Raw genomic sequence first — 20043 nt, forward strand, 5'->3', positions numbered from 1 at the left:
TGGCCAGCTTCCCCGTGGGAGGCACGCCATGCAGGAGCCGTCACACCCCAGGAAGCAGGCCGGCCTTCGTGCCCCCGACGCGCCCTCCGTGCCGTGGCATGCGCTGCCCCCGGAGGCCGTGCTGGAGCGGCTCTCCAGCGCGCCCCAGGGGCTGACGGAGGAGGCGGCCCGGGAGCGGCTTGCGCGCCACGGCCCCAACGTGCTGGAGCGCTCGCGGCCGGACAGCGCGTGGAAGCTGCTGTGGCGGCAGATCGACAGCCCGCTCATCTGGGTCCTCATCGCTTCGGCGGGACTGGCCATCCTGCTGGGCAAGGTGACGGACGGGCTGGTCGTGGCGGCCGTCGTGGTCCTCAACACCGTCATCGGCTTCGTGCAGGAGTACCGCGCGGGCCGGGCCATCGAGGCGCTGAACCACATGGTGCCGGAGACCGCGCAGGTGCTGCGGGACGGACACCCCGTGGCACGGCCCGCCGCGGAGCTCGTCCCCGGTGACGTCGTGCAGCTCGCGTCCGGCGACCGCGTGCCCGCGGACCTGCGCCTGTTGCGCTCCCGCAACTTCCAGGTGGAGGAGGCCGCGCTCACCGGAGAGTCCGTCCCCTCCAGCAAGCACGTCGCGGCCGTCGCCGGGGACGCGGTGCTGGGAGACCGGGCGAGCCTCGCCTTCGGCGGCACGCTGGTGACGTCCGGCACCTCCACCGCCGTGGTGGTGGCCACCGGCGGCGCCACGGAGCTGGGCCGCATCTCCCACCTCATGGAGCAGGCCGCGGACCTGAGCACGCCGCTCACGCGCGAGCTGGCCCGGCTGGGCCGCGTCATCTCGGCCGGCATCGTCGTGCTGTCCGCCGTGCTGCTGGGGGTGGGGATGTTCCGGGGCTATGCCTTCAGCGACGCCGTGCTGGTGGCCATCACCCTGGCGGTGGCCGCCATCCCGGAGGGCCTGCCCGCCATCGTCACCATCGCCCTGGCCATCGGCGTGCAACGCATGGCGGCCCGCCGCGCCGTCATCCGCAAGCTGCCCGCCGTGGAGACGCTGGGCAGCACCACCGTCATCTGCACCGACAAGACCGGCACCCTCACCCGCAACGAGATGACCGTGCAGGCGCTGTGGACCGGGCGCGGGCACTACGCGCTCACCGGCGTGGGCCATACCCCGACAGGACAGCTCCTGCGCAACGGGCGCCCCGTGGAGGAGCTGCCCGGGGACGTGCACGCGCTGCTGCTCGCGGGCGTGCTCTGCAACGAGGCCGACCTCCAGCCGCGCGAGGGGCGCTGGGGCATGACGGGCGACCCCACCGAGGGCGCGCTGCTCTTCGCCGCGAAGAAGGTGGGCCTGGGCGTGACGGAAGCGCGCGAGCGCCATCCCCGCCTGGACGCCATCCCCTTCGAATCCGAACACCAGTTCATGGCCGCCCTCCACGCGGACGGCCCGGAGGCGCGCGGCGAGCTGTTCCTGAAGGGCGCCCCGGAGGTGGTGCTGCGCCGCTGCGGACCGGGGACGGACCGGGACACCGTGCTGACGGAGGTGGAGCGCATGGCGCGGCAGGGGCTGCGCGTGCTCGCCTTCGCGCGCAAGGGCATGCCCCGGGCGGACGCGCTGCGCCCCCAGGACGTGGAGGACGGCTTCACGCTGCTGGGCCTGCAGGGGATGATCGACCCGCCGCGCGAGGAGGCCGTGGCCTCCGTGAAGGGCTGCCACGCCGCGGGCATCCGCGTGAAGATGATGACCGGCGACCACCTGGGCACGGCGGAGGCCATTGGCCTGCAGCTGGGCATCCACTCCCCGGGACACCCGGGCCTCACCGGCGCGCACCTGGCCAGCATGAACGACGCGGAGCTGGCCCAGGCGGTGAAGGACACGAACGTGTTCGCGCGCCTGGCCCCCGAGCACAAGCTGCGGCTGGTGAGCGCGCTCCAGGCGCAGGGGCACGTGGTGGCCATGACGGGCGACGGCGTCAACGACGCGCCCTCGCTCAAGCAGGCGGACATCGGCGTGGCCATGGGCATCACCGGCACGGCGGTGTCCCGCGAGGCCGCGGACCTGGTGCTGACGGACGACAACTTCGCCACCATCGTCGCCGCCGTGGAGGAGGGCCGCCGCGTCTACGACAACCTCGTCAAGTCGCTCGCCTTCGTGCTGCCCACCAACCTGGGGCTCGCCCTCATCCTCATGCTGGGCGTGACGTTCTTCCCCCTGCAGGAGGCCGGCGGCGTGCGCGAGCCGCTGCTGGCCATGCGCCCCACGCAGCTCTTGTGGATCAACCTGGTGGCCACCGTCACGCTGGCGCTGCCCCTGGCCTTCGAGGCGAAGGAGCGCCACGTCATGCGCCGCCCGCCGCGCGCGCCGGACACGCCCGTCCTGAGCCGCTTCGTGGTGATGCGCACCGGGTTGGTCGCCCTGCTGATGGCGGCGGGCGCCATCGGGCTGTTCCTCTGGGAGTTCGAGCGCCAGGGCGGCACCCGCGCGGCCTCCAGCGGGTACGCCCTGGCCGAGGCGCGCACCATGGCCGTCAACACCGTGGTCAGCTTTCAAATCTTCTACCTGTGGCTGTGCCGCGCGCTGACGGGCTCCACGCGCGAGGTGGGCTTCACCAGCAACCGCACCGTGTTCGTGGGCATCGCGGCGCTGGTGGTGCTCCAGGCCGCCTTCATGTACGTGCCCTTCTTCCAGCGCCTCTTCGGCTCCGCGCCGCTGTCGTTGGGGGACATCGCGCGCTCGGTGCTGGTGGGCGCCTGCGTGCTGCCCGTCGTGGGCCTGGAGAAGTGGCTGCGCTCCCGGCGTCAGGAGGCGGGACGGAGCGTGGGCGCCACCTGAGCCGCTACGAAGCGTCCGCGCGCACGTCCAGCTCCCGCAGCAGGGCCGCGAAGTCGGTGAGGTGGCGGACGGCGGTGAAGCGGGAGCGCACGTGCTCGTGGGCCTGGGCGCCCAGGCGGAGCGACAGGAGCGGGTCGTCCAGGAGCCTGCGCACGGCGGCGGCGAACTCCGGCAGGCAGGACGGGTCCCGCACGAGCAGGCCATCCACCTCGTGGCGCACCTGGTCCTGGAGGCCGCCCACCGCGCTGGCCACCACGGGCCGCGCCTTCCACATGGCCTCCGTGACGGTGAGCCCGAAGCCCTCCCGCAGGCTCTTCTGCACCACCACCGCCGCCTGCCGCTGGAGCGCGTTGACGATGGCGGCGTTCTCCTCCAGGTCCACCATGGGCAGGCAGGCCAGGTGGACGCGCTGGCGCAGCAGGCGCGGCTGCTCGCGCAACGCGCCGAGGACGGACTCGAACGTGGCCGCCCCTTCGGGATCATCCGTGACGGACGTCACCGAGGGGCCGGCGAGCACCAGCTCCGCGCGAAGGCAGGGCGACTGCCGCAGGAGCAGCGCGAAGCCCCGCAGCACGCCCACCGGGTCCTTCAGCGAGTCCCACCGCGACACCTGCACCACCAGCGGCGCGTCCGGCGCGGGCGCGGTGCCCAGCCGCACGATGTCCGCTCCGCGCGACACCCGGGCCGGCACCCCGTCCGTCCGGGTGAAGACGGGCTCGGGGAGGCCCGGCGTCAGGCCCAGGAGCCCGGTGTGGCCCAGGATGGCGCGCGCGACCTCCGGCGCCAGGGGCTGGTTCTTCACCGCGAAGATGTCGATGGACGGCGGGATGACGACCGAGCGGTCCGCGAGCAGCGGCGGCACGTAGGCGGCACGGGAGAAGACCGCGAGCCGCGCGGCGGCGAGCCCCGGCGCGAGGAAGGCCCACGCCTCCTCCACCTCCGCGTTGGGTGAGTCCCGCCCGATGTGGCACCGCCAGACCACCCGGGCCCCCACGGCGGCGAGCGCCGGGGCCAGCCCCGCGGTCTGCGGGTCGTGCAGCAGGACCACGTCCCCCGAGCGCACCAGGACGAGCAGCTCCTCCGCGTTGTCGCGAAGCACCTCGTCGTAGCAGGCGCGCTCCGCGGGCCCCAGCGGCGAGCCGTCCCCCGGCGAGCCATGCAGCGCATGGTGCAGCCGCTTGGTGATGCGGAAGAAGTCGGGCGTGCCCTCCAGCACCATCCAGCGCGTGTCCACCCCCGCGCCCCGCGCGTAGGCGAGCAGCCGGGGCAGCATCTCCGCCACCCCGCCGCCCCGGTCCGTGGAGTTCACGTTCCAGAACGTGCGGCCCCGCATGAGCTCCCGGGCATGCTCCGCGTTCAGCTGGAGCGCCTGCCACTCCGCCGCCGTGAGCTCCGGCTGGAACCGCGCCAGTGAGCCGGCCTGCACGTGGACCTCGAAGGGCTTGAGCATGGAGGCCGTCACGGCAGCGCCGGGTGTTTGACCACCAGCACCGGCCGGCGGCTCCGGGCCACGACCTCCTGGGCCACGGACCCGAGCACCGCGCGGAGCACGCCCGTCCGTCCATGGGAGCCCAGGCAGAAGATGTCCGCCGCGTACCGCTCCGCGGCCTGGCAGAGGGCCTGCGCGGCCTGGACCCCCGACAGCAGCTCCACCCGGACGGTGACGCCCCGCCGGGCCGCTTCGCCGGGAACCAGGGCCTCCAGCTGGCGCCGCAGCGCCTCCTCGTCCCCCGCGTCGCCCAGCGTCACCGCGGGCCAGAAGTCCGCGTAGACGACGGGGAGGGGGGACTCGATGACGTGCGCCAGGATGAGCTCCCCGCCCCGGGGCAGCAGCGACAGCGCGTGGGGGATGGCCAGGTTCGCCAGCCGCGAGAAGTCCGTCGAGACGAGGACGCGCTGGATGGACGGGATGTCCATGGGCACCGCGGCCTCCCGCGGTCCCTCCACCGGCACGCACGCGACCGCCGCCACCGGCGCGAGCTGGAGCGAGGGGAGCGACACGGAGCCGTGCCACATGCGCCGCATCCCCCGGCGCTGGTGGGTGCCCAGCAGCAGCAGGTCCGCCTTCGCCTCCTGCGCCAGCGTGGCGAGCGGCTCCACCACGCTCCCGTAGCTCATGGCCATCCGGAGCTCCGCCCGGGGCTCCCCGATGCGCGCCAGGCGCTCGCGCAGGTCCCGCTCCAGGATGGCCTCCACCCCCGGCGGCCCCTGCTCCGCGCGGTACAGCCCGAGCCGTCCGTACTCCGTGGCGGGGTTGTAGACGTGGGCGACCGTCAGCTCCACGGGGCCCGCGCGGCGCAGCTCCGGGAGCCAGCGCAGCGCGACCTCCGCGCTCTGGGAGAAGTCGTCCGCCACGGTGACGCGCAGGGGGCGCCGACCTTCGCACCACTCGAGGAAGGGCGCGGCCAGGCGGACCATCAGGAACGGGCAGTGCGCGGCCTGCGCGACGCGCGCCGCGATGCTGCCCAGCCGCCAGCGCTTCTCCGAGCGCCAGCCCAGGGCCGACGTGACAATCAGCCGCGCCCGCAGCTGCTCGGCGTGCGCGACGAGCGCCTCGTCCGGCAGGCCCAGCCGCACCCGCGGCTCCACGCTCAGGCCCTCGCGGCGCAGCGGGGCGGCCTCGGCCTCGAGCCGCGCTTCGAGCTCGGGGATGGCACCGTCGTGCTCGGCCGGCCAGTCCCGCCGGAGCATGCGGGGCTCCGCGGCATGCACGAGCGACAGCGGCACGCCCGTCTTCCTCGCGATGGCGGCCGCGACGCGGACGGCGCCCTGGGCGTGCTCCGAGAAGTCGGTTCCGACGACGATGGCCATGCCGCCCCCTTTCCGGGTGGCTTGCCCTCCGAGCGCCGCGAAGAGGAGCCCCCGAGCGGAACGTCTGGCCCGGGGCCCGCGGGCGCAAGGCCCCCGGGGGAGGTGCGGGGGGCCGGTCAGGGCCTCGCGTCGGCGCCCACCGGTGCGCGCCCGCCTCCCGCGCGTGGTGGCCTGCGTTCCGGACGCGACAGGCCCAGCTTCAAACGGAGCGCGGCCGCACCGTCCCGCTGGCCCCCACGGGATGAGGCCTTCCCTCTTCTTCCGCGCCAGGAGCCGCGACCATGGACCCGTCCCTCGATGTGGAGCCGCTTGCCCGGGAGCCAGCATCCCAGCGGATGCCGCCCGCCTCCATCCTCTGGTTCGACGCGCTGTCCCGGGAGGACGTGGCCCAGGCCGGCGGCAAGGGCGCCAACCTGGGCGAGCTGACCCGCGCCGGACTGCCCGTGCCCCGCGGGTTCGTCATCACCGCCGCCGCCTTCCATTCCGCGATGGAGCCCGTGCGCGACCGGCTGCGCGAGCTGTGGAGCCGCGTGGATCCGGACGAGCCGCGGTCGCTCGCCCGCCTCACGCAGGACCTGCGCGACGTGGTGCTCCGGGCCCCGCTGCCTGACTGGCTGCGCATCGCCGTGCTCGCGTCGTACCACCAGCTGCAGGAGTGCCCCGCCGTGGCCGTCCGCTCGTCGGCCACCTCCGAGGACACCGCCACCACGTCCTTCGCGGGGATGCACGAGTCGTTCACCAACGTGGTGGGCGACGACGCGCTCCTCGACCGGCTGCGCGCGTGCTGGGCGTCCGCCTACGGCGAGCGCGTGGTGGCCTACCGCAAGGCGCAGGGGCTCACGGAGGAGCCGGAGATCGCCGTGGTGGTGCAGTCCATGGTGGACTCGGCGCGCTCGGGCGTCATGTTCACCGTGGACCCCGCCAGCGGCAACCCGCGGCACATCGTCATCGAGAGCGCCTTCGGCCTGGGTGAGGTCGTCGTGGGCGGCCAGGTGGAGCCCGACACCTACGTCGTGGACCGGACGGGCCCGCGCCTGCTGGAGACGCGCGTGGGCGTGAAGGCCTTCCAGTGGGTGCGCGACGGGGAGGGCCGCGAGAAGCGCGAGGTGCTCCCGCCGGAGCGCGCCCGGGCCCGCGTCCTCACGGACGCGGAGGTGCTGGAGCTGGCGCGGCTGGGGCTGCGCGTGGAGCGGCTCTACGGCGCGCCCCAGGACATCGAATGGGCGGAGCAGGACGGCCGGTTCTACCTGGTCCAGTCGCGTCCGGTGACGACCGTGGGCGCGGCCCCCGGCGAGGCTCCCAGCGAGCCTGGCCCCGTGGCCTCCCCGGGAAGGCCGCTCGTGTCCGGGCTGGGCGCGTCCCCCGGCACCGTGTCCGGCCGCGTGCGCGTGCTGCGTGAGGCGCGGGAGGGCTCGCGGCTGGAGGCGGGGGAAATCCTGGTGGCGCCCATGACGTCCCCGGACTGGGTGCCCGCGCTGCGGCGCGCGGCGGCGGTCGTCACCGACAGTGGCGGCATGACGTGCCACGCGGCCATCGTCAGCCGCGAGCTGCGCAAGCCCTGCGTGGTGGGCACGCGCACCGCCACGAAGGTCCTGCGCGACGGGGAGGAGGTCACCGTGGATGGCGCCACCGGCACCGTGCGAGAGGGCCGCGCCCCGGCGGTGCCGTCCGGCGCCGAGGCGGGACCGCGGGCAACAGCAGGCGCGCCGCTGCGGCGCGAAGCCGCCGCGCCGGAAGCGCTGGGCACGCGGCTGTACGTGAACCTGGCCCTGCCAGGGCAAGCCGAGGAGGCGGCGGCGCTCCCGGTGGACGGCGTGGGACTGCTGAGGGCGGAGTTCATGCTCACCGAGGCCCTGGGCGGCGTGCACCCGCGAAAGCTCATCACCGAGGGCAGGGGCCGCGAGTTCGTCGAGCGGATGTCCGGCGCGCTGCTGTCCATCACCCGCGCCTTCCGGGGCCGCCCGGTGGTGTACCGGACCACGGACTTCCGCACGAACGAGTTCCGGGGGCTGGAGGGCGGAAGCGACTTCGAGGCCACCGAGTCCAACCCCATGATTGGCTTCCGGGGCTGCTACCGCTACCTGCGCGAGCCCGAGGTGTTCCGGCTGGAGCTGGAGGCGCTCGCCCGCGTGCGCGAGGAGACGCCCAACCTCCACCTGATGATTCCCTTCGTCAGGACGAAGTGGGAGCTGGAGGCGTGCCTGGAGGCCGTGGACGCAAGCCCGCTGGGACGGCAGCGCGGGCTGGAGCGCTGGGTGATGGCGGAGGTGCCCTCCGTCGTCTACCGCATCCCCGAGTACGCGCGCATGGGCATCCGCGGCGTCTCCATCGGGTCCAATGACCTGACGCAGCTCATGCTCGGCGTGGACCGGGACTCGGAGCTGTGCGCGGAGCTCTTCGACGAGGAGGACGCGGCGGTGCTGGACGCCATCGTCCGCATCATCCGGGCCTGCCACGCCGCGGGCATCACGTCCTCCCTGTGCGGCCAGGCCCCCTCCAACCGCCCCGCCTTCGCGGAGCACCTGGTCCGCGCGGGCATCACCTCCGTGTCCGTGGACCCCGCGGCCGTCGGCGCCACGCGAAGGGTCATCGCGGCGGCGGAGCGGCGGGTGCTGCTGGAGGCCGCCTTGCGCGGGTAGGCACGCGTCAGATGTGCGCCCCGGCGTGCACCCCGGCGGACCAGCCCGCGGGCAGCGTGAAGGAGAACGTGCTCCCCGCGCCGGGCGTGCTCTCCACGCCCACCTGCCCGCCATGGGCCGCCACCAACCCCTTCACGATGGCGAGCCCCAGCCCCGCGCCCTCCCTGCGCTTGGGCCCGGCCTGCCAGAAGCGCTCGAAGATGTGCGGCAGGTCCTCCGCGGGGATGCCGGGGCCCGTGTCGCTCACCTCGAAGCGGACCTGTCCTCCCTCCGGCAGGACGCGCAGGGCGATGCAGCCTCCCTCGGGCGTGAACTTGAACGCGTTGCCCAGCAGGTTGGAGAGGATCTGCAGCACCCGCTCCCGGTCCGCCAGGACGCAGGGCAGGTCCTCCGGCACGTGGGCCACCAGCCGCAGGGGCTTCGCCTCCGCGAGCGCGCGGTATTGCTCCACGGCTTCCTGGACGAGCGGCGCCACCCCCAGGGGCTCCCGCTCCACCGACAGGACGCCCCCCTCCATCCGCGCCACGTCCAGCAGGTCCTGGATGAGCCGGTTCGCCCGCTGGACCGACCGCTGGAGGGTGTCCAGGTGCCGCCGGGTGCCATTGCCGGGAGGCAGGCCCTTCTCCAGCATCCCGGCGCTGAGCTGGATGACGTTGAGCGGGGCGCGCAGGTCGTGGGCCACGATGCGCAGGACCTCGTCGCGCATGCGGCTCGCCTGCCGGGACCTCTCGAACAGGCGGGCGTTGTCCAGGGCGAGCGCGGCGCGGCGGGCCAGCTCCTCGGCCAGGTCCAGGTCCCGGGCCCCGTAGCGGCGCCCGGAGCCGTACGTCGCGAGGATGAGGGCCCCCAGGTTCCGCCCCCGGCTGCGCAGCGGCACGATGATGAGCGACTGGAGCTCCAGCAGGCGCAGCTGCTCCAGGTGCTCGGCGTTCAGCGCGGACGTTTCGAGCACCTCTGGCGGGACCTCCGGCAGCAGCACCGGCTGGCCCGTGCGCAGCACGAAGGCGACGATGCCCGCCGGGGGGAAGGGGTTCGGCCCGTACGCCGTGGTCAGCGACTTCAGCCGCGCCGCCGTCCGCGGATCCTCGGCCGCGCTCTCCACCCGCTGGATGCGCCCGTCCGCGTCCAGGCTGGCCACCACGCACCCATCCGCCAGCGCCGGCACGGCGAGCGTCGTCACGGTGGCCAGCGTCGTCCGGGACGCCAGCGACTCCGCGAGCCGCGGTCCCACGTCCGCCAGGAAGCGCGACGCCTGCTCCAGCTCCTGGCGCGCCGTGATGTCCTGCATCTGCGAGACGAAGTGGATGGGTCTTCCCCGCGCGTCGCGCACCACCGCACCCCAGACGATGAGGGCGATGCGCCGGCCGTCCTTGCGCACGTAGTGCTTCTCCCGCTGGAAGGAGTCGATTTCACCGCGGCGCATCCGCGCGGCGTTCTCCTGGTCCACGGCCAGGTCCTCCGGCACGGTGAGGTCCTGGAACGACCGGTGGAGCAGCTCCTCGCGGGAGTAGCCGACGAGGTCGCAGAGCGCCGCGTTGACGTGGAGGAAGCGGCCCCGCAGGTCCACCAGCGCCATGCCGACGGGTGCCCCCTCGAACGCGGTCCGGAAGCGCTCCTCGCTCAGGCGCAGCTCGTCCTCCGCCTTCCGGCGCTCGCTGATGTCGCGCAGGATGACGGTGAGCAGCCGGGTGCCCTCCACGTCCAGCTTGGAGATGCTGGCCTCCGCGGGGAACGGCTCCCCGGCCTTGCGCCGGCCGAGGATGGGCAGCCGCTCGCCCATGTGCCGGGACGTCTCCAGTCCCTGCGCGAAGTGGCGCACGTGCCGCGCGTGGAGCGCCGGCAGGCTTTCGGGCAGGAGCAGGTCGAGCGGCTGCCCCAGGGCCTCCTGCGCGGAATAGCCGAAGATGCGCTCGGCGCTCCGGTTGAACAGGACGATGCGCTGCGCCTGGTCGATGGAGATGACGGCGTCCGCGGCATTCGTGACGATGCCGCTGAAGCGCGCCTCCGACAGCCGCAGCGACTGCTCCGCCCGCCGCCGGCTCGCGTCCAGCCGCGAGAGGGTGTTCGCGTTCCAGAGGGACACGGCGAGGATGGCCGTCATGGTCAGGAGCACGAAGAACGTGGTGCCCGCCGCCGTCCCGTAGAGCCCCAGCCGCTCTCCCAGGAGCCGGATGGCGCCCGCCACGGGAACGATGAACAGGACCGCGAGCAGGAGCCGCCGCGCCGACTGGCCTCCCAGGTCGTCCCGCAGCAGCGCGTGCATCAGTCCCCGCTCTGGATGGATGGAGAGGACGCCCACCGACAGCAGCAGCAGGGCGAGCGCCATGGGGAGCCCCAGCGGCGAGGGGGGCCCCTCCGCCACGTGCAGCGGCGCCAGCCCGAACCAGTGCTCCTGGTACAGCCCGCTGATGAGGCGCCAGGCCGCGAGCAGCAGGGCACCGGAGGCCAGCCACCGCGCGGGGTGCCACCCCTGGCGCGTGCGGACATGCAGCATCCCGAGCGACAGCCCCGTGAGCAGCAGGCCCACCTCGCTTCCCGTGGCATGACGGATGAGCCCCGCGACGCCCAGGAGGACGGTCACCGTCGCCAGGGTCCACCCCACCGTGCGCCGCCGCCATCCGCGCGCCGCTTCGGCATGAAGCAGCCAGAGCCCGCCCCCCGCCGCGACGAGGCCCCAGGCCTCGCCGGTGGACGCAAGGCTTTCGTCCGCCGGGACGGGCTCCGGGAATGGCAGGGCCTGGCCGAGCAGCATGAGCGCGCCCACCAGGACGGCGAACCCGCTCGCGACGGGCACGGACCTCGCGAGCACCCGCGCGAGCCGGAGTGGACGGCCTGGACGGGCGCGCGCGGCCACCAGGGGCCAGGGCAGGCGACTGACCGGAACAGGGATCCGCATGACACCCCTGTGAGAACCTGGGGTCCGACGCGGGGCCCGGCAATGCGTCCTGCTCCCATGGGCGCGGGAAACCGCGAGCGGCCTGGCGCGCGCCGCGGCTCCTCCCTTCCTCCAGGGAGGGACACGCGACGGGGTGACTACGTTCAGGACAGGGGAGCCCGACATGAACATCGCGTGCACCACCAATTTCTCGGATGCCTCCCGGCGCGCATGCGAGACGGCGGCCCTGCTCGCCCGGCGCATGGACGCCGCGCTGCTGCTGGTGCATGTGCTGCCGGCCAACGTGGCGCGGACCTTCGGGGAGCGCGCCCACGAGGCCGTGGAGACCACGCTCCAGGAAGAAGCGCGGAGGCTGGAGGCGCTGTCCGGCGTGGGCGTCGAACCCGTCGTGCGGACAGGCGAAGTGGAGAAGGCGCTGAGCGGGCTGGTGACGGAGCGCGACCTGAGGCTGGTGGTGACCGCGGCGCCGCGCGAGGAGACGCCCTTCCTGGGCCTGGGGGGCACGGTCGACCGGCTGGCGCAGACGCTGACGACGCCCTTCCTGGTGGTCCGCGAAGGCGGAGCGCTGGAGGCCTGGGCGCGCGGCGGGGGCCCCCTGCGGGTGATGGTGGGCGTGGACCGCTCGCGCCCCTTCGAGGTCGCGCGGGACTGGGTGAAGGCGCTCTCCCACTTCGGGCCGCTGGAGGTGGTGGGCGGCCGCATCTTCTGGGTCTCCGAGGAGGCGAAGCGGCTGGGGCTGGTGCATCCGCGCAGCTACAAGGACGTGTCGCTGGAGCTGCGGGAGGCGCTGGAGCGGGAGTCGGACGCGCTGCTGGAGCCGCTGCGCATGCCCGGCGTGACGGTGCGGTCGCGGCTGGAGCCGGGGCTGGGCCGCGTCGCGGACCACCTGGTCGCGCTGGCCGCCGAGGAGCACGTGGACCTGCTGGTGGTGGGCACGCACCACCGCAAGGCGCTCGCGCGGCTGTGGAGCGTGTCGCAGCACGCGCGGCGGCTGGCCTCCATGTCCGTGGTGAGCGTGCCGGTGCTCACGGCCGAGCAGGGCATGGCGGAGGAGCCGCCCCGGGTGCGCGCGGTGCTGGCCACCACCGACTTCACGGAGCCGGGGGACCGCGCCGTCGCCTACGCCTTCGCGCTCACGCCGCCCGGGGGGACCGTGCACCTGCTGCACGTGGAGCCCGCCAACGCGTCGCCCGAGGCCGTCCAGGCCGCCCGGCGCCAGCTGGAGCTGCGGGTGCCGCCGACGGAGCAGGAGGGGCTGCACAAGGTGGAGCTGTCGGTGCTGACGGGCGACGACGTGGCCGGCGTCATCACCCAGGCCGCGGAGCGCTACTGCGTGGACCTGCTGTGCCTGGGCACGCACGGCCGCACCGGCGTGAGCCGCGCGGTGCTGGGCTCGGTGGCGCAGCAGGTGATGGCCCGCAGCGACCGGCCCGCGGTCACGGTGCGCATGCCGCGCGCCTGAAGACAGACGAGGTGAGCCATGAAGGCAACCGTGTTCCGGGGCACCCAGAAGGTGGGCGTGGAGGAGGTGGAGAAGCCGAAGGCGGGCGCGGGCGAGGCCGTCGTCCGGGTGACGCTCACCACCATTTGCGGCACCGACGTGCACATCCTGCGCGGCGAGTACCCGGTGAAGCCGGGCCTCACCGTGGGCCATGAGATGGTGGGCGTCATCGACGAGCTGGGGCCGGGCGTGACGGGCTACCAGGTGGGGCAGCGCGTGCTGGTGGGCGCCATCACGCCGTGCGGCCAGTGCCGGGGCTGCCTCTCCGGGCACGCGGCCCAGTGCGGCCACGGAGAAGGCCTGGAGGCCATGGGCGGCTGGCGGCTGGGCAACACGCTGAACGGCGCGCAGGCGGAGTACGTGCGCGTGCCGTTCGCGCAGGCGAACCTGGCCCCCATCCCGGACGAACTGCTGGACGAGCAGGTGCTGCTGCTGGCGGACATCGCGTCCACGGGCTTCAGCGGCGCGGAGTCCGGCGGCGTGAGGATTGGCGACGCGGTGGTGGTGTTCGCGCAGGGGCCCATCGGCCTGTGCGCCACCGTGGGGGCGCGGCTCATGGGCGCGTCGCTGGTGATTGGCGTGGACGGGGACGAGGCGCGCCTGGCCATGGCGCGCAAGCTGGGCGCGGACGTGGTGCTCGACTTCCGCCACCAGGACGTGGTGGCGGAGGTGAAGCGGCTCACCGGCGGCGGCGTGGACGTGGCCATCGAGGCGCTGGGCACGCAGCAGACCTTCGAGAGCGCCCTGCGCACGCTCAACCCCGGCGGCACGCTGTCCAGCCTGGGCGTGTACTCCGGGAAGCTCCAGCTGCCCTACGACGCCTTCGCCGCCGGACTGGGGGACCACCGCATCGTCACCACGCTCTGCCCGGGCGGCAAGGAGCGCATGCGGCGCCTGATGGAGGTGGTGCGGGCGAAGCGCGTGGACTTGACGCCGCTCTTCACCCACCGCTTCGCGCTCGAGGACATCCGCGACGCGTATGAGCTGTTCAGCCAGCGCAAGGACGGCGTGCTCAAGGTCGCCATCCGGCCTTGAGCACGCCGGTGGGTGCTAGCGCGGCGCGAAGGTGCCGTCGCTCAGCGGACCGGAGATGCTCCCCGCGTTGCTGGAGGAGAGCTCCGCGAACCCGCCGTTGAACGCCGTGGGCTGCAGGAGCGCGTAGCCGTCCGCGTCCAGGCCCAGGGAGAGCTGCGAGGGCTCGAGCTCGAAGGACATGCCCCGCTCCAGGTTCTCCAGGCGGATGGGCTCCACGAAGGGGTTGGACGGACCGGAGGACTCGATGCGGAGGTGCAGCACCTGGCCCTGGAGCGCGGCGACGAACTGCTGCTGGAAGGCCGAGCCGGTGGCGCCACCGAACTGGACGGTCACGGGCGCGGTATCGATGGTGACCCGCTTGCGGCCGAACTCCGTCGAGCGCGTGACGATCGCGGACTCGAAGCTGATGGCGAACGGAATGCTCTTGCCGGCCAGCTCGTAGAAGAGGTCCGGCGAGCCGGACGAAGGCGGCGGGCGGGGCGCGAACTGGAGGGTGCCGGCAATCCAACCGCCAGAGTCCACGCCGATGCCCACGTTCGCGTTGCCGTCCTCCGGCACCTTGAACAGGAAGCGCACCGGGCGCGTCTCGCCCTCGCCCAGCGTGAACGTCATCGGGTTCGGCGACACCAGCGTGGCCTGCACCGCGACGCCCGGGGCGTCCGTGCGCTCCACGTGCCAGTCACCGTTCATCTGGATGGAGTACGTTCCGGCCGTGAGCGGCAGGCTCACCGACTCCGCGGACGTATCCGTGATGGTGGCGTTCTGCGGGCCCGTGATGTCGAACGTCGCCCCCACCAGCTTGTAGCTGCGCCCCGCCGACGTCGACACCAGCGGCAGCTCCAGCAGCCCCTCGCCGTCGCGAAGCACCGGCGTGGACGTCTCGGAGACCTCACCACACGCGACCGCCAGCAGCGCAATCGCTCCCACGAACCACTTCAGCATTTGCATGGACTTCCCCCTCAGGAAGGTGGTGACGATAGGATTTTGAACAATGAACGGTCAAGACAGACGGACCCGCACGCTCAATCACAGCCACACCCGGCCGGCGCGTGCATCCTGCGGTTCATGAGTGACACCCCTGACGCCAAGACCGCCGACCTCTGTGACGCCCACGCGGGAACTCCGCACTTCCAGGTGGCCGAGCCTGGATTCCAGGACTACGGCGGGCGCCGGAGCTTCTCCGGCCCCATCAGCACGGTGCGCGCGCCGGAGGACAACTCCCTGGTGCGCAAGGCCTTGGAGGAGCCCGGCCAGGGCCGCGTGCTGGTGGTGGATGGCGGAGGCAGCCGCCGCTGCGCGCTGGTGGGCGACGTGCTGGCGGCGCTGGGCCAGAAGAATGGCTGGGCGGGCGTGGTGGTGAACGGCTGCATCCGCGACGCGGAGGAGGTGGGCCGCACCGCCATCGGCGTGAAGGCGCTGGGCACGCACCCGCTCAAGAGCGGCAAGCGCAACGAGGGCCAGCGCGACGTGGAGGTGCGCTTCGCGGGCGTCACCTTCATTCCCGGCCACCACCTCTACGCGGACGCGGACGGCATCGTCACGGCGGAGCAGCCGCTGCGCTGAAGGAGGAGGGAGCGGCCCCAGGGCCCCCTTCCGCCCTCCTCCCCGCCAGCCGGCCCGGCGTCCCCCGGCGGCCAGCCGCCGCCCGCGTCCCCATCGTCCGGACTGGAGGTGAGGACATGGCGATGAACGAGGATGCGGAGAAGAAGGTCGACCTGAACGCGAAGGAAGAGGAGCTGCGCCAGCGCAAGGCCGACTCGGGGGATGAGTCAGGCCAGGGCCGCCCCCGCCGGGACGACAACGACGTCTATCCCCGCAACCGGGGCCCGGAGAACTACGGCACGCACGGCGGGCAGAAGGAGCCCGGCGCGAACGCGCCTGAGCGGACCGGCCCCAAGGAGGAGAGCGGCCGCTAGCGGGATGCGCTCGGAGCGGCCCGGGACCTCGGGCCGCCGGGCCACACGGAGCGCAGCGTCCCCGCGATGGTGCGCAGCGCTTCCGCCCTCGGGTGCCCGGGACGCCACGCCAGCACGAGCGTCCGTCCGGGCTCCGGCGGCGCGAAGGGCCGCACCACCAGCTGCCCCTGCCGGTTCTCCATGCGCACCGCGAGTTGGGGCAGCAGCGTGACGCTGCCCGACGCCATCACCATCTGCGCGAGCGTCGTCAGGCTGGTGGCGCGGAAGTCCACCTCGCGCGCGCCCACGCGCGTGCACAGGGCCAGCGTCTGGCTGCGGAAGCAGTGCCCGTCCTCCAGCAGCAGCACGTCCTCGTCGTCCAGGTCGGCCAGCCGCACCTGCTTCTTCTTCTCCAGCGGATGCCCCGGCGGCGCCGCGACGACGAAGGGGTCCTCCGCGATGACCGCGTGCTCCACCTGGCGCCCCAGCTCCGCGTCCAGCGCGAGCACCGCCGCGTCCAGCCGGCCCTCGTCCATGTCGCGCATCAGGAGCGCCGTCTTCTCCTCGCGCAGCCGCAGCTGGAGCTTCGGGTAGTGCTTCACCAGCGCGGGCACCACCTCCGGCAGCACGTAGGGCGCCACCGTGGGGATGGCCCCCAGGTACAGCGGCCCCGCGAAGGGGTCCCCCATCCGCGCCGCCGCCTTGAGGATGTCCTCCGCCTCCGCGAGCACCCGCCGCGCCCGCGCCACCAGCTCCGTGCCCTGCGGCGTGAGCATCACCCGGCGCGCGTCCCGCTCGAAGAGCTTCACGCCGAGCACCGACTCCAGCTGCTGAATCTGCGCGCTCAGGGCCGGCTGGGAGACGTGGCACCGCTCGGCCGCCCGCCGGAAGCCCAGCGTCTCCGCCACCGCCACCAGGTACTCCAGCTGCCGCAGGGTGATGTCGTTGAGCGAGGCCATGGTCCTCCCTGGAACCGATAACCCCTGCCTATCACTCCCATCCAAACGATGTCTTGGCCCAATCAGGGGGACCTCTCTACCTTTCCCCGCGTTGAAGTGCCCCTGAAGCCTCACGCAAAGGAAAGCGGCCATGTCCCAGCGCCCCACCCTGACGACCGAAGCGGGAGCCCCGGTCTCCGACAACCAGCACTCGCAGACGGCCGGCCCCAGCGGCCCGGTGCTGCTGCAGGACCACCACCTGCTGGAGAAGCTGGCCCGCTTCAACCGCGAGCGCATCCCGGAGCGCGTGGTGCACGCGGTGGGCTCCGGCGCCTACGGCACCTTCGAGGTGACGCAGGACCTCACCCGCTTCACCCGCATGAAGGTCTTCAGCGCGGTGGGCAAGCAGACGGAGGCCTTCCTGCGCTTCTCCACCGTGGCGGGCTCCAAGGGCGCGCCGGACACCGCCCGCGACCCTCGCGGCTTCGCGGTGCGCTTCTACACGGAGGACGGCAACTGGGACCTCGTGGGCAACAACACGCCGGTGTTCTTCCTGCGGGACGGCATCAAGTTCCCGGACTTCATCCACTCGCAGAAGTACGACCCGTACACGAACTGCCAGGAGCCGGACAACGTCTGGGACTTCTTCTCCCACTCGCCGGAGGCCACGCACCAGTTCACCTGGCTCTTCGGTGACCGCGGCATCCCCGCGACGCTGCGGCACATGGATGGCTTCGGCTCGCACACCTTCCAGTGGGTGAACGCGAAGGGCGAGCGCTTCTGGGTGAAGTTCCACTTCAAGACGGACCAGGGCATCCGCACCCTCACCACCCCGGAGGCGGAAGCCGTGGGCGGCAAGGACCCGCAGCACCACCAGCGAGACCTGTACCAGGCCATCGACCGGGGCGAGTTCCCCTCGTGGACGCTCAAGGTGCAGGTGATGCCGGAGGCGGACGCGGCGGACTACCGCTTCAACCCGTTCGACCTCACGAAGGTGTGGCCGCACCAGGACTACCCGCTGATGGAGGTGGGCAGGCTCACGCTGAACCGCAACCCGGAGAACTTCTTCGCGGAGGTGGAGCAGGCGGCCCTGGACCCGTCGCACTTCGTGCCCGGCATCGGCCCGTCCCCGGACCGGATGCTCCAGGCGCGCCTGTTCGCCTACGGCGACGCGCACCGCTACCGGCTGGGCATCAACAGCACGCAGCTGCCGGTGAACGCGCCCAGGGGCGTGAAGGGCGGCGCGCGCAACTACGGCCGTGACGGCGCCATGCGCTTCGACGGCAACGGCGGCCGCGGCCCCAACTACGCGCCCAACAGCTTCGACGGCCCCGCCCAGACGGACGAGTCCCCGGGCACGGGCTACGCGGTGAGCGGCATGACGGGCACCTTCGTCCACGGCAAGCACGCGGAAGACAACGACTTCGTGCAGGCCGGCGCCCTCTACCGGCTGATGGACGAGGCGGCGAAGGCGCGCCTGGTGGAGAACCTCTCCGGCAGCCTGGCGCAGGTGCGTCGTGAAGACATCATCACCCGGGCCATCGCCCACTTCCGCGCGGCGGACGAGGAGTATGGTTCGCGCATCGCCACCGCCGTCCAGCAGAAGCGCCGTGCTCGCTAGGAAGGAACACCGACCATGAGCCCCCCGAACGACAAGAACGCCGCTCCGCCCTCCGCCGAGGACGCCGCCCTGATGGATTTCGTGAGGGGCGCCTTCACGCTGGTCCGCGCGGGAGACGCCGGGAAGCTGCGCGAGATGCTCGACGCGGGGCTTCCCGTGGGGGTGCGCAACGAGCGGGGGGACTCGCTCCTGATGCTGGCCAGCTACCACGGCCACGTGGAGGCCACGCGCCTCTTGCTGGAGCGCGGGGCGGACCCGGAGCAGCCCAACGACGCCGGGCAGACGCCCCTGGCCGGCGCGGCGTTCAAGGGCAACCTGGACATCGCCACGGTGCTCCTGAACGCGGGCGCGAACGTGGACGGCACGGGCCCGGATGGCCGCACGCCGCTCATGTTCGCGGCCATGTTCGACAAGCTGGAGATGATGGAGCTGCTCATCCAGAACGGCGCGAACGCGAAGGCCCGGGACGCGGACAAGCGCACCGCGCTGGACTACGCGCGGTCCATGGGCGCGGCGCGCGCGGCCGAACGGCTGGCGCCGCAGCCCTGAGTCCAGTTCAACAGGCGCCCTTCGTCGGCTCGTGAGTCAGGACGCCGCGGACCGCATGAGCCCTGCTCGGGCCAGCAGCTCACGCACCTGCCGCGCCAGTGCGAGGTGCTCGGGGTTGGCCACCGTGAAGCGCTCGGGGGTCAGGATGATCAACGTGCCCCGGTCCTCCACGGGCTCGATGCGTACGGGGGCGGGCAGTGGTGGCACCGTGCCCCGCTGGCTGGGGAGGTAGGTCACCCAGCCGAGCCACGGGTCGGCCTTGTCTTCCCCATCCTGTAGGTCCCGATGCGCGTGGGACAGTGCCACTGCCCAGTCGGGTTCCCAGGCCAGCGCCATGCTGCGCGTCACGTCCGTCAGCACGGATGCCGTGAGGAGGCGCTCCGCGCTCTCCCCCTTCGACGGAAGTGACAGGACACATACATTGGCGGAGCTGTTCTGCGCGTAGCTCCCGCAGGTCATATCCACGGACACCAGTTCCTTGGGAAGACCATCGTTGTATGCGCTGACCATCAGCCCCAAGTGCTCGATGGCAGGTCCGCCCGGCTCGCGGTTGACGCCACGCCGGAACGCTTCTGTCAGCGCGGGCAGGTCAGGAGGCATGAGGGGCGTCTTGCGCCCCTTGCCGCGCGGCTTGGGAATCTTGTTCCAGTTCGCCAGCAGGGGGTCGCATGCAGCCAGCTGGTTGAGGAAGACCGCCGCCCGTTGGGCACACGACTCAGGGGACTCTCGTCGCGGTCCCCAGTAGGCCCCGGCGTAGTAGGTCTCTGGATGGGTCTGGGATTCAGCGTGGGTCGTCATGCGGTGCTTCTCTCAAGGGACCAATGGCCGTGCTGAAGTGTGGATGACGGCAATCTCGGAGATGCCATTTCCCTCCAGCAGTTTCCGGATGGAATCCGCTGCATGCTTCTCGGCGACGTGCCACTCGATGCGGATGCCTGCGCTCCGGACCATGTCACGCTGCCTGATGGCCTGGTCAATGAGCTCATCGACCTTGCCCGATGCGGCGAACCAGTCCTTCTGCTCGGTGCGCCCGGTGAGTGCCCACGCCAGATAGCCGTCGGGTCGCAGCACCGCGATCTGCTCCCGGGTGAAGCGCTCCACCCGCCGCGACAGCTCCTGCCGCGTGACTTCGCCTCCCTCCATCACCTCGCGCAGGATGAAGCCGCGGCCATGCGGGGCGGCAGCGTGTCCAGCGTGACGGGCTTCCGCAGGAGGACGCCCAGGAGCCGCACGGCCTGCGCGGGTGTGAGCGTGCCGCTCGACAGGGGCTGCTCATCCCGTGCTTCCAGCCTCGCGTTCGTCAGCAGTTGCTCCCAGGCATCCGTGCGCACACCTGAACTCGCGAT

At 72.8% G+C, this 20043-nt stretch carries 16 protein-coding genes; 8 read left to right on the plus strand and 8 right to left on the minus strand.

The features are described from left to right. Positions 1-28: 28 nt before the first annotated feature. Positions 29-2812, plus strand: coding sequence for a cation-translocating P-type ATPase (locus NR792_RS20650; RefSeq protein WP_375754381.1), 2784 nt, complete (start codon positions 29-31; stop codon positions 2810-2812). Positions 2813-2816: 4 nt separating this feature from the next. Here the strand turns inward: NR792_RS20650 and NR792_RS20655 are convergent, their stop codons facing one another. Both NR792_RS20655 and NR792_RS20660 read right to left on the minus strand, forming a co-directional pair. Further along, positions 2817-4262, minus strand: coding sequence for a glycosyltransferase (locus NR792_RS20655; protein ID WP_375754382.1), 1446 nt, complete (start codon positions 4260-4262; stop codon positions 2817-2819). Between the two features lie 8 nt (positions 4263-4270). Continuing rightward, positions 4271-5623 (minus strand): universal stress protein, encoded by a 1353-nt coding sequence (locus tag NR792_RS20660; RefSeq protein ID WP_375754383.1) that lies wholly within the window; start codon positions 5621-5623, stop codon positions 4271-4273. 281 nt (positions 5624-5904) lie between these two features. Between NR792_RS20660 and ppsA the strand changes: the two genes are divergently transcribed. After that, complete coding sequence (gene ppsA / locus NR792_RS20665; protein ID WP_375754384.1) at positions 5905-8262, plus strand: phosphoenolpyruvate synthase; 2358 nt, start codon at positions 5905-5907, stop codon at positions 8260-8262. A 7-nt stretch (positions 8263-8269) separates the two neighbouring features. On the opposite strand, the gene NR792_RS20670 is transcribed toward ppsA, so the two are convergent. After that, positions 8270-11158 (minus strand): PAS domain S-box protein, encoded by a 2889-nt coding sequence (locus NR792_RS20670; RefSeq protein ID WP_375754385.1) that lies wholly within the window; start codon positions 11156-11158, stop codon positions 8270-8272. 163 nt (positions 11159-11321) lie between these two features. Between NR792_RS20670 and NR792_RS20675 the strand changes: the two genes are divergently transcribed. Then, complete coding sequence (locus tag NR792_RS20675; protein WP_375754386.1) at positions 11322-12620, plus strand: universal stress protein; 1299 nt, start codon at positions 11322-11324, stop codon at positions 12618-12620. Between the two features lie 18 nt (positions 12621-12638). Continuing rightward, complete coding sequence (locus NR792_RS20680; RefSeq protein ID WP_375754387.1) at positions 12639-13694, plus strand: zinc-binding dehydrogenase; 1056 nt, start codon at positions 12639-12641, stop codon at positions 13692-13694. Between the two features lie 15 nt (positions 13695-13709). On the opposite strand, the gene NR792_RS20685 is transcribed toward NR792_RS20680, so the two are convergent. Continuing rightward, the gene (locus NR792_RS20685) at positions 13710-14642 is read right to left on the minus strand and encodes a hypothetical protein (protein ID WP_375754388.1); all 933 of its coding nucleotides are present in this window, start codon (positions 14640-14642) and stop codon (positions 13710-13712) included. Positions 14643-14759: 117 nt separating this feature from the next. Here NR792_RS20685 and rraA point away from each other — a divergent pair, with 117 nt between their 5' ends. Next, positions 14760-15257: a ribonuclease E activity regulator RraA gene (rraA, locus tag NR792_RS20690; RefSeq protein WP_375754389.1), complete on the plus strand. Its 498-nt coding sequence runs from the start codon at positions 14760-14762 to the stop codon at positions 15255-15257. Between the two features lie 116 nt (positions 15258-15373). Next, positions 15374-15610, plus strand: a complete 237-nt coding sequence (locus NR792_RS20695; protein ID WP_375754390.1) for a hypothetical protein — start codon at positions 15374-15376, stop codon at positions 15608-15610. Here NR792_RS20695 and NR792_RS20700 read toward each other — a convergent pair. After that, entirely contained in the window at positions 15607-16548 is a 942-nt protein-coding gene (locus NR792_RS20700; protein WP_375754391.1) for a LysR substrate-binding domain-containing protein, read from the minus strand. The two genes, NR792_RS20695 and NR792_RS20700, sit on opposite strands and share 4 nt — an antisense overlap. A gap of 130 nt (positions 16549-16678) precedes the next feature. On the opposite strand from NR792_RS20700, the gene NR792_RS20705 reads away from it, so the two are divergent. Both NR792_RS20705 and NR792_RS20710 read left to right on the plus strand, forming a co-directional pair. Further along, entirely contained in the window at positions 16679-18148 is a 1470-nt protein-coding gene (locus NR792_RS20705; protein ID WP_375754392.1) for a catalase, read from the plus strand. A 15-nt stretch (positions 18149-18163) separates the two neighbouring features. Next, positions 18164-18697 carry an ankyrin repeat domain-containing protein gene (locus NR792_RS20710; RefSeq protein WP_375754393.1) on the plus strand — a complete coding sequence of 178 codons (534 nt, stop codon included), beginning with the start codon at positions 18164-18166 and terminating at the stop codon, positions 18695-18697. A gap of 36 nt (positions 18698-18733) precedes the next feature. On the opposite strand, the gene NR792_RS20715 is transcribed toward NR792_RS20710, so the two are convergent. From NR792_RS20715 to NR792_RS20725, 3 genes are read right to left on the minus strand one after another with little or no spacing between them, the layout of a single operon-like run. Continuing rightward, positions 18734-19495, minus strand: coding sequence for an immunity 52 family protein (locus NR792_RS20715; protein WP_375754394.1), 762 nt, complete (start codon positions 19493-19495; stop codon positions 18734-18736). A 12-nt stretch (positions 19496-19507) separates the two neighbouring features. Beyond that, positions 19508-19798, minus strand: coding sequence for a hypothetical protein (locus NR792_RS20720; RefSeq protein WP_375754396.1), 291 nt, complete (start codon positions 19796-19798; stop codon positions 19508-19510). A 41-nt stretch (positions 19799-19839) separates the two neighbouring features. After that, on the minus strand, positions 19840-20028 hold the full coding sequence (locus tag NR792_RS20725) for a hypothetical protein (RefSeq protein WP_375754397.1): 189 nt from the start codon (positions 20026-20028) through the stop codon (positions 19840-19842). Positions 20029-20043: the final 15 nt, after the last annotated feature.

The organism is Corallococcus exercitus, assembly GCF_042231735.1.
Lineage (GTDB): Bacteria > Myxococcota > Myxococcia > Myxococcales > Myxococcaceae > Corallococcus > Corallococcus exercitus_B.